The sequence below is a fragment of the Gardnerella sp. 26-12 genome, from assembly GCF_001660745.1.
Lineage (GTDB): Bacteria > Actinomycetota > Actinomycetes > Actinomycetales > Bifidobacteriaceae > Bifidobacterium > Bifidobacterium swidsinskii.
In genome coordinates this window covers 13,927-21,929 of sequence record NZ_LWSR01000019.1, presented here as the reverse complement: position 1 = coordinate 21,929, position 8,003 = coordinate 13,927, and the positions used below count along the sequence as shown (strand labels likewise).

The following is an 8,003-nucleotide window of genomic DNA, read 5'->3' as shown; positions in this document are numbered from 1 at the left end:
GGTGTTATGGTGGAGAGATTTTGTGTTGTGCGTGCGGCAGCAATAATGTTAGTGTTCTCTAATCAATAAGTAATTAACGCTAGCATAGCAATACTGTTGCCAGAGTATTTCCGGCTTTTGCTGCTAGCGCGAGTTTTTGCGCGGATGATCGCCAGAAACTTCCCATCCGAGCGACATAAGCGTTTTTCGATCCGCTTTATCTATCTTGTGGCAGTCCAATTTTTCAATCAAATCAGGTCGAATTTCGCTTGTGCGAGATATAGCTTCATCTCGACGAAAACGATCAACTTTGGCGTGATTTCCGGAAGTGAGTATTTCCGGAACGCTTATACCTCGCCAAGTAGTTGGACGCGTGTATTGATGGTGTTCCAAGAGTGCGTCCGATCCTGTGTACGACTCTTCAACAATCGACTCAGGATTTCCCATAAACCCAGGGATTAAGCGTGTAATTGCCTCAAGCATAACGCTTACTGCAACTTCTCCGCCATTTAGCACGTAATCGCCAATTGAATACTCGCGTACGTCAATTCCTTGCGCGCGGTAATATTCTGGAATCCTAGCGTCGTAGCCTTCGTATCTGCCGCATCCAAATACCAAATGATTTGCGTTGCTTAATTCCGTTGCGTCTTTTTGCGTAAATAGTGGGGCAGAAGGGTTCGGGAATATAAGAATTGGTTTAGTTGAGTCTATTTTATTAGTCACGATTTTTGCTTCTTCGCAACTATCGCACGTATCGCACGTATTTTTTACTTCAGATTTTGGCAAGTTAAGCAGCTCGTCTAAGCATTCCGCCCAAACTTCAGGCTTCATAACCATGCCGGCGCCACCGCCAACCGGCGTGTCATCAACCGATTGATGTACATCGTGAGTCCATTTGCGTAAATTGTATGCGCGAATTTGCAACAAGCCATTATTTTGCGCTTTGCCTAACAAACTTAGGTCTAGCATGCGAAAATATTCTGGGAATACGGAAATAATATCGATGTCCATCATAAGGCACTCTACTACGAAAACTGATAAAACTATGAAAACTACGAAAGCCCCGGAATTAGACCGCCCGGAGGATCAATAGTCAAATACCCGTTTGCAACGTCAACTTCCGGCACAAGTGCCTCAACAAATGGCACAAGCGCAGTCTTATTATCGTCGTCAATCGGATTATTCAAGCGGATTTTTAGCAAAGATTGCGCACCGTCGAGCACATCCACAACTTTTCCAATAGTGCAAGCCGGCAGCCCAGGCTGATTTTCTTCGCACAAGCGCGCTTGTAAACCGACTAAATCCTTAATATACCAAGCATTTTCGGCAGCAAGTTCTTGCGCATCTTCCGCATGTACATACAATTCAGTGCCATTAAGTGCTTCCGCATCGTTGCGATTTTGTGATTCTTCGAATAGTAAAATCCAACGATTTTTGAATGTTCTTGCGTTCTCAATAACGAACTCGCGCTCGCCGTCTGCAGTGCACAATACATTTCCTGGCTCAAAACGTTCGTAAGGCTCATCTGTAAAAATTTGTACAGTAACTTCGCCTTTTAAACCTTGGGCTTTACCGATACGACAAACCCTCAGCAGGTCATTACGACTTTGCTGAGGGTTGTCAAAAGATTGTTGGTCTAATGCCACGTTCATCTCACTTACGTACGTCCATAATGTCAACGCGCACATTGTGGTTGCTCAAAGCTTGCACAACAATGCGAATTGCATTAGCGGTACGACCATTGCGTCCAATAACGCGACCAATATCTTCAGGATTCACGCGTACTCGAAGCAATTCGCCGCGAGCATTTTCGTGAGAACGTACCGACACGTCATCTGGAAAATCCACGATGTTCTTAATGAGATGTTCAACAGCTTGAGCCAGCATGATTACTCAGCCTTTTCCTCGGCTTCGGCAGCTTCCGCAGCTTCAGCTGGGACTTCTTCGGCTTCGTTTGCAGCGGCTTCAGCTGCAGCCTGAGCCTTAGCAGCGGCTTCAGACTTAGCGGCCTTCAGCTTCTGAGCTTCAGCTTCAACAGCTTCAACGCGAGCCTGTGCGTCTGGACCAGCTTCAGAAGTCTTCAACGTGCCTTCGGCACCGTCGAGACCCTTGAACTTCTGCCAGTCACCAGTGATCTTCAAGAGTTTCAACACTGGTTCGGTTGGCTGTGCGCCAACGCCAAGCCAGTACTGTGCGCGCTCAGAATCAATCTGAATCATAGATGGTTGCTTGTTTGGATCGTAAACGCCGATCTCTTCGATGGACTGACCGTTGCGCTTGTTGCGTGAATCAGAAATGACTACACGGTAAAAGGCATAGAACTTCTTGCCCAATCGCTTAAGACGAATCTTGGTTGCCAAAATGGCTCTCCTTATAACTAGAGTCGTGGAATTTCGTTCGGGTGTGGGGCACTCCTTGCGAGCTTCCACATGTTCCTCACGTGGTCGGGAAGAGGGCGCCGATTCACGCGAATAACTTATCTATTATGCCTGCGCGCTTGGACGTTTTTATCCAGTGATTGTAGGTCGATTGCTGCGATGTATGCTAAGTGATCAGTGCCGTCGACAACTACATTCTTTTGCCATAGTGCGTTAGATTTACAGTTTTTTGCGCAAAATAGCACATGGTCAAGTGTAAGATTTGGCCACTTAAGCCATGTAGGCCATGTGCGTAGACGCTTTCCAAGCGAAAGCGCAACGTCTGTAAATCCGTATTTCAAAAGCGAGCGAAAGCTTGGGTGGTCGACTGTGGAATTAAGATCGCCAGTAACAATAGTAAGAGTTGCTAAATCGCAAGTTTTCGAAGTAGATTCGTCAGCGCATTCGTTAGTGCAATCGGCGAAAGAATCAGTAGTAGAATCAATAGTCGCAAGTGCGCGAATTCCATTACTCCAAGCAGCACACCCACGCATCGGTGACTTTGGATGTGCAGAAGCAAATTTCACCAAAACTTTTTCATTTGCACCAAAATCTAAGCAAGTTGTAACGCTTGGTACGCTTGCAGCTTCAATTTTTACAGAATTATTGCAAGTAGAAATCGCGGAATATTGCGTAAAAATAGCGTTGAATCCGCCGTTATTATGCTCACTTTGCGCACCTACGCACGAAGTTGGAAAAATTTCGTATATTCCAAGTTTTTCAAGATTTTTTACTAAAGACTTGCTTAATTCTTGTAAAAGTAACGTATTTACGTGATATTTTTTCGTTATTTCTATTATTTCGGATGCGCTCGCTTTTCCGTATCTGCAGTTAAGAGTCATCACGCGTATTTCTTGATGCTGTTCCTTGCAGCTTTTGCGCGACGACCTGCTTTCGTGCAACCTACGCAATTTTGCAAACCAATACGGCGTATGCGACTTAAGCGAAATCAAAAATAGCACAGCGTACGCAATACATAAATATCCGTAAGATTTCGCGTAAGATTGTGCTAAATTAAGCGATTTCGTTATTTTCTCTGCGCAGCATGTATACAGCAAAAAAGCGCCAAAATTACACAAAAACAGTGCTCCCACAACGTAAGTTGCAAGTGGAAGCAACGCAATAACATACGGAAGTGGGTTATATTTATCCGCACCTGCTGGCAGCCAACGCAGCAGCTGCCACAAAAGAAGCGGCACAAATATAACCCACAAAAACGCCAATACTAAAATCATCGACCGAATAAGCCAGCTAATCCGCCGCCAAAGTTAGGTGGCAGTTGATTATCTTGATTTGCATCTTCGGAATTCATAAGTTCCTTAAGTCCTTCAGGAAGATTCTGAAGATTTGGTTGCTGTGGCTTTGCAAAAGCAGAACCTGCAACATCGTCGCTAGTAGATTCGCCAGAAAGACGCTCACGCAACGCGCGCTCTTCAGCTTCCCTGCGCATTGGATTTCCGGACTTTCCGCCCTTCTTCTTGCCTTTCTTGTCTTTGCGCTTCGACTTACTGCCGGCTCCACCGAATCCAGGAATGCCGCCCATGCCAGGCATTCCAGCGCCTCCGCTCATTCGCTTCATCATTTTTGCAGCCTGCTCGAAACGTTGCAAAAGTGCATTAACTTGCGAAACGCTCACACCTGAACCAGCAGCAATTCTCGCGCGGCGAGATCCGTCAATAATCTTTGTATTTCTACGCTCTTGAGGAGTCATAGAGCGAATAATTGCCTCAGTTCGGTCAATTTCCTTATCGTCAAACTGCTCAAGCTCTTGACGGTGAGCTGCCATTCCAGGCATCATGCCCAAAAGCTTCTTCATTGAGCCAAGCTTACGAACTTGCTGAAGCTGCTCCAAAAAATCATCCAAACCAAAGCTGCCTTCAGCTATTTTTGCAGCAGCCTTGCGTGATTCTTCTTCGTCGAACTGCTTCTGTGCGTGCTCAATAAGCGTTAAAATATCGCCCATATCGAGTATGCGTGAAGCCATTCGATCAGGATGGAAGATTTCAAAATCTTTCAAACCTTCACCTGTAGAGGCAAACAAAATCGGTTTTCCAGTAACGCTTGCAACCGAAAGTGCAGCACCTCCTCGAGCGTCGCCATCAAGTTTAGAAAGCACAACGCCAGTAAAGTTCACGCCATCGTTAAAAGCTTGAGCAGTGCGAACAGCATCTTGACCAATCATTGCGTCAATAACAAACAGCACTTCTTGCGGTTGCACGGCATCGCGAATATTGCGTGCCTGCTTCATGAGCTCTTCGTCGACACCCAAACGACCTGCGGTATCAATAATCACAGTGTCATACATTTTTTCGCGCGCATAATTAATAGAATCGCGCGCAACCTTAACCGGGTCGCCTTTAGTGAACCATGGCAAAGAAATCGCACTTCCGCCTGTTTGTACGCCCTTTTCTGGAGCAAATACAGGAACTCCTGCGCGCTCGCCAACAACTTGCAGCTGCGTGACTGCATTAGGTCGTTGCAAATCTGCTGCTACAAGCAAAGGAGTATGGCCTGCATCCTTCAGCCAGTAGCCTAGCTTTCCAGCAAGCGTAGTTTTACCTGCACCTTGCAAACCTGCAAGCATAATTACAGTTGGAGGGTACTTCGCAAAATTAAGCTGCCTATCTACGCCTGCGCCCAATACCTGCGTAAGCTCGTCGTTTACAATTTTCACAACTTGCTGAGCTGGATTTAAAGCGTGCGAAACTTCCTCACCAAGAGCGCGCTCGCGAATTCGAGCAGTGAATGAGCGGACTACTTCCAACGCAACGTCTGCATCGAGAAGTGCGCGGCGAATTTCGCGAATTGTGCCGTCAATATCGGATTCTGATAGCTTGCCTTTGCTGCGCAAATGCTTAAAAGCATTGGAAAGGCGGTCTGTTAACGAACTAAATGCTGCCATAGTTTTCCATTCTACCTGTTGTTGCTAACGTAACTTTTGTGCAATTGCTAACTTGATTTGCTAAATTAATACTTTCGCGTTTTCTTTTGCTTTTGCGTTACTTTCGTTTATTGCAAATGCCAAGATGATCCTTGCGAAGTATCGACAATTACAATTCCTGCGTTATTTAACGCGTCGCGAATAGCATCTGCAGTAGCAAAATCCTTTGCTTTTCTAGCATCTGCTCTAGCTTTAAGTTGCAAAGTAATTAAAGAGTCCAAAGCTGAGTGTTCTTTGCTTTCCTTGCCGTTTGAGCCTTCTGCAGGCGATTGATTATTGTTCGAAGCCCACGTTTTTGCGTAAGGATCCAAGCCCAAAGTATCTAACATAGCTCGCACTTGCAAAACAGCGAGATATATGAGCTTTTGTATGCTTTCGCTTTGCGCTTGTGAAGAATCTTTGCTGCAGTCGTCAATAAGAGTATTTCCTTGACGAATTGTAGTAAATATTTCTGCGATTGCGCCAGAAACGTTAATGTCATCGTTCATAGCGCGAGTGAAATCTTCCGGAAGCTCGTCTGCGTTAACAGAGCGCACTTCTTCGCAAGTTGGCTTCTTGTCAAGCAATCTGTCAGCTCTCTCGAGGAAGTTCATAATGCGATCATAAGCCGATTTTGACTCCACCAAAGCTTGGTCAGACCACTCCAACATTGCGCGATATTGCACTGCTCCCAAAGCATATCGCACAACCCAAGCCGAATTATTTGCCAAAACTACTGGTACGGAAAGCCCATTTCCCAACGATTTTGACATTTTTTCACCTTTGGCGGTAACCCATGCTGAATGCATCCACACATTGGCGCTTTCCCATCCAGCAGCACGCGTTTGTGCCATTTCGTTTTCGTGGTGAGGGAAACGCAAATCCAGGCCGCCTCCGTGAATATCGAAATCATTTCCAAGATAACGATGGCTCATAGCAGAGCATTCAATATGCCAACCAGGGCGTCCCTCGCCAAAAGGAGTTTTCCAGCGCGCATCCGGCTGATCGAAATCGCAAGGTGCTTTCCAAAGTGCGAAATCCCTAGGATCGTGTTTGTCTGGTGAAGCATCTGCAGGATCTGTTGGATTGTAAATATCGTTTTCGGCAGCGTCTACGCTTGGACCTTTCGCGTCTGCGATAGCTGCGGCTTCATCTGCGCAAGTTTCATTTTGGTTCTGATTTTGGTGCGTTAATTCGCCGTAATGCTCCCAACTTGGCACGTCAAAATAGACATTTCCAGTAGGATTTCCGTCATTGTCTTTAATAACATATGCGTGACCGCGTTCGATTAAGCGTTCAATCAGCTCAACCATGTCTGTAATATGACCTGTTGCGCGTGGCTCAACTGTTGGCGCAAGCACTCCTAAAGTATTGTAGGATTTTGTAAATTCGCGCTCGTAAATATATGCTCGTTCCCACCAATTTTGCCCTGATTCGTTGGCTTTTTTCATAATTTTGTCGTCAATATCTGTGACGTTTCTAACAAACGTGACTTTGTATCCTAAACGCAGCATCCAGCGACGGATTATATCGAATGCGATTGCTGCGCGAATATGACCAATATGCGGAGAACTTTGCACTGTTGCGCCGCACACGTACATGCCTACTTGACCATGCTTTTTAGGTACGAAAGTGTTCGTTGAATGTGAAGCCGTGTTGTATAAGTGCAGGTTTTCTGCGGCTTTAGTAACTTTTGCAGTCTCTTCGTTCAAACTCTTATTAAGCATAATTGCTATTATAAATGCTTCTTTATACTGCGATTTGGCATTGCTTTGTTTATTACTCCAAACGTGCGCAACTTTTCTCGCGTTGGCGCGACGACCTGCTTGAGCGTAGCACAGCGCGCGCGAAAGCAACTCGGAGCGGAAACTCGCTTAGGTTGGAAGTCCAGTGGACTTCCAACGCGAGTTTCGTAAGCGAGTGCTTATAGTGCGAGCTTGTGGTTTGGCACTCCAAATGCGGGGAATCTGTCTCGCATTTGGAGGGTTTATCGTCGTTATACGCTCCAAATGTGGGGAACTTATCTCGCGTTTGGAGCGTTATCCGTTGCGCAGTGCTCAGGTATATCGTCGCGCTCGCTGTTTCCCACACAGCCCAAGTATCAGCCAAGTAACAAGCTCAGTAGATAGAGCTAATATGATTCCAGTGTTACGTTGTGAATACTTATTAACTACTCGCGCGTACTACGCCACTCCCAAAGAATTGGTAATTAGTAACTAGTTTTTATTTTGTTCGTTACGAAAGGAATATCATGGCTGAGATTTCATCTGCTCTTATGACGGACATGTATGAATACACTATGCTCGACGCTGCTCTTAAAGACGGCACTGCAAATCGCAAGTGCGTTTTTGAAATTTTTACGCGCCACTTGCCTCAAGGTCGTCGTTACGGAGTTGTTGCTGGCATGGGCCGCATTTTGGAAGAGCTGCAAAAATTCCATCTTTCGGAAGATGATTTGTGTTTCTTAAGTGATCGTAAAATTGTTAGCGCAGAAACCATTGAATGGCTGGAAAATTTCCGATTCCACGGTAAAATTTCCGGTTATCGCGAGGGGGAGATGTTCTTCCCGAATTCGCCAATTTTGCAGGTAGAAGGCACTTTTGGTGAGTGCACTTTGCTTGAAACTGTGCTTCTTTCTGTGCTTAATTACGATTGCGCGGTTGCCTCTGCCGCAGCACGTATGGTTT

Annotated in this window: 7 protein-coding genes and 1 pseudogene; 1 reads left to right on the top strand and 7 read right to left on the bottom strand. The window is 45.8% G+C overall.

All coding sequences use genetic code 11. The features are described from left to right. Positions 1-123: 123 nt before the first annotated feature. The 7 genes from trmD to cysS all read right to left on the bottom strand — a co-directional run bounded on the left by trmD (position 124) and on the right by cysS (position 7,043). Complete coding sequence (trmD, locus tag A5295_RS02055; protein WP_180963755.1) at positions 124-990, bottom strand: tRNA (guanosine(37)-N1)-methyltransferase TrmD; 867 nt, start codon at positions 988-990, stop codon at positions 124-126. Between the two features lie 41 nt (positions 991-1,031). Then, the gene (gene rimM / locus A5295_RS02050) at positions 1,032-1,631 is read right to left on the bottom strand and encodes a ribosome maturation factor RimM (RefSeq protein WP_064621574.1); all 600 of its coding nucleotides are present in this window, start codon (positions 1,629-1,631) and stop codon (positions 1,032-1,034) included. Between the two features lies 1 nt (position 1,632). Then, positions 1,633-1,866: an RNA-binding protein gene (locus A5295_RS02045; RefSeq protein WP_004105376.1), complete on the bottom strand. Its 234-nt coding sequence runs from the start codon at positions 1,864-1,866 to the stop codon at positions 1,633-1,635. Positions 1,867-1,868: 2 nt separating this feature from the next. Next, on the bottom strand, positions 1,869-2,339 hold the full coding sequence (gene rpsP, locus A5295_RS02040) for a 30S ribosomal protein S16 (protein ID WP_012913862.1): 471 nt from the start codon (positions 2,337-2,339) through the stop codon (positions 1,869-1,871). Between the two features lie 116 nt (positions 2,340-2,455). Next, complete coding sequence (locus A5295_RS02035) at positions 2,456-3,631, bottom strand: endonuclease/exonuclease/phosphatase family protein (RefSeq protein WP_064621573.1); 1,176 nt, start codon at positions 3,629-3,631, stop codon at positions 2,456-2,458. Beyond that, entirely contained in the window at positions 3,628-5,298 is a 1,671-nt protein-coding gene (ffh, locus tag A5295_RS02030; RefSeq protein ID WP_004105368.1) for a signal recognition particle protein, read from the bottom strand. Before ffh ends, A5295_RS02035 begins: the two co-directional genes overlap by 4 nt. Positions 5,299-5,405: 107 nt before the next feature. Then, complete coding sequence (gene cysS, locus A5295_RS02025) at positions 5,406-7,043, bottom strand: cysteine--tRNA ligase (protein WP_041160549.1); 1,638 nt, start codon at positions 7,041-7,043, stop codon at positions 5,406-5,408. A 524-nt stretch (positions 7,044-7,567) separates the two neighbouring features. Here cysS and A5295_RS02020 point away from each other — a divergent pair. Further along, a pseudogene (locus A5295_RS02020) lies at positions 7,568-8,003 on the top strand (nicotinate phosphoribosyltransferase); the annotation flags it as partial.